This is a genomic window from Helicobacter didelphidarum (assembly GCF_003364195.1).
GTDB lineage: Bacteria > Campylobacterota > Campylobacteria > Campylobacterales > Helicobacteraceae > Helicobacter_A > Helicobacter_A didelphidarum.
Map to the genome: position 1 here is coordinate 1 of NZ_NXLQ01000094.1, position 2,288 is coordinate 2,288.

At 31.2% G+C, this 2,288-nt stretch carries 1 protein-coding gene; it reads right to left on the bottom strand.

The window, feature by feature from the left end:
- Positions 1-1,695 (bottom strand): hypothetical protein (locus CQA53_RS10970; protein ID WP_147290046.1); only part of this gene is annotated, 1,695 nt, incomplete at its 3' end.
- Positions 1,696-2,288 lie beyond the last annotated feature (593 nt).

Genomic DNA, 2,288 nt, shown 5'->3' on the forward strand with positions numbered 1-2,288 from the left:
ATACCTCCCCTCTGGGATTCTAAGCTCTAAGTTTGGTGTAATACAATCATATCCACTTCGCTCTAAGAAGTAATGATTTTCCCATTGTGTTAAGTCTCTTAAAGCCTTACAATCTTTGCAATCTTGTTCTTTTGTATCAAACACTATCTTATTAGTATTAAGTGGTGTTGTTTGCTTAGAATCTGTATTTTGGGATTGCCTATCTTGTAGGATTTGTTTGGAATCTTTGGTGTGAGATGCTGTATTTTTTTCATATTGTATAGATGAAGTAGCATGAGTAGAATCTCTATTGTGAGTATTCTTTGTTTGTCCCTTAGCTTTATGTTGAGGACATTTGAGTAAATCCTCATCTTGCACTCTTATTCTAAATCTTGAGGCTGTGAGATTTGTGTCTTCATAATATCGTTGTGCCTCTATGATTATCTCTTTATTATAAGCTACAATAAGTTTCAGTGAATTGAGGGAAGATAAATGCTCTCCATATTCATTGATGAATATTTGAAATCCCTCTTTTAAAGGTTGGGAGAGATTTGATGATTTGATAGCTTGGTGAAATACTTCACAGATAGAATTATTATAGCTTATTATATAGGCATTATCTTCTAAGATTTGAGATGAACTTTGTGGTAATGATTGTTGATTATTTGTAGAAGTTGATTGAGATTGTGTGGTATTTATAGAATTCTTTAAAAATAATGCTATTTCTTTGTTTGGTGTTTCTTGTAATGTATATAATACCCTCTCATTTTCTAAAAATTCTAATATCTCTCCATCATAGTGCAAATAGAAGCGAGTTGTTAAGATTTTAAGCTCTATACATTGTATAGTCGTTGCTCTCTTATTGTTTGTCTTTCTGTAATCTAAGTGTGTAATCTTTTCATTATAATCTTTTGTGTAAGCAAAGAGAATGATATTGTTGCCACTATCATCAAGAATGTCTGTATTAGCCTTATAATCTTGTGTAATCTCACGAAGATTCAATACTATATTTGTGCCTACCTTATTCTCTAATGGTGTAATATTTTTTTCTTTATGATTCATCTTAGGATAATTATTTATGTTCGTTTTTAATCCACTCTTTACTATGCTATATCCCCATTTAATTTGTGATACATCAATATTACTCACATCCTCTTTGATTGTTTTTGTAGTTGTGCTATTCCCAATGAATGCTTGTAATCTTATGGTTTGCTCCATATCTATTGTATAAATTTCATTATACCAATCATCTCTATAGCTTTGGAGCGTATTATCAAATGTATCATTACTAATATTTGTGCAAGATTCCTTTGTAGGAAACTTGTAGGCTTTAATCATTGCTATCATAGGGGTGTTGCCATAAGGAGCAAAGGTATAAGGCACAATCTTATCATTGTGTAACATACATTCTAGTATATTGATTTGCATACAAGTAGGGTGAAGGAAATGAGGTTTTCTTTGGTATGTGATGGTTTCATATGTAGAACCCACTTTCTCTTTTATGGCTTTATCTTGGCTTAATTGGACAAATACTTTGCTCATGGTATCTCTATCATCTTTGATGTTAAAGACATAGATTCCATTTTCTCTTTCTTCATCACATGGGATAGGATTTACATCATTACTAGAATTAAGATAAAGCTTGATAACATCTTTAAATCCATTGATAGGATTGCCTTTAAGATTTATGGCTTGGATTAGGATTTCTTTACTCATACTCTCAATACCTCTTGAACTATCCTCATACATTGTAGCATAAAATATCTTGATATTTTGCTATGTTATTGCTTTCTGTATTTCTAACTCCTTTTTCTTTTAGTGCATTGAAGTAGAGAATCTTTGTCTCTTCTATACAGATATGTTTAACACTCTATGTATATTCTGTATTTCATTTGCTTTACACCTTACTTGCTATCTCTCTATCTTTACTTTCCCTTTGAGATGAATACCACTCTTATCTAGTGTGATTTGAGAATCTCCTAGTTGGAGATTGATATTCTCTTTACTTGCTTTGATTGCAATATCACTTTGCCTTTCTTAATCTATCAGGAGAATCTTTACACCCTCATTAATATGAGGACACTCTAAGCTATCAGATTCTAAGAGAGGTGCAAGGGGATTCCTTAATGAAATGAAATACTTTATCATAACGATTATGGTTTTAGTGCTATGGATTATAGCATATATTATATATCATTATAGAATATGGAATCTTCAATATATTCAAGAATCTTATAATCAAGCCAAGATTCTCTTTGTTTTTAAGTGTAATTAAATGGATTGCCATACCGACTCTATTAGCTCACAAT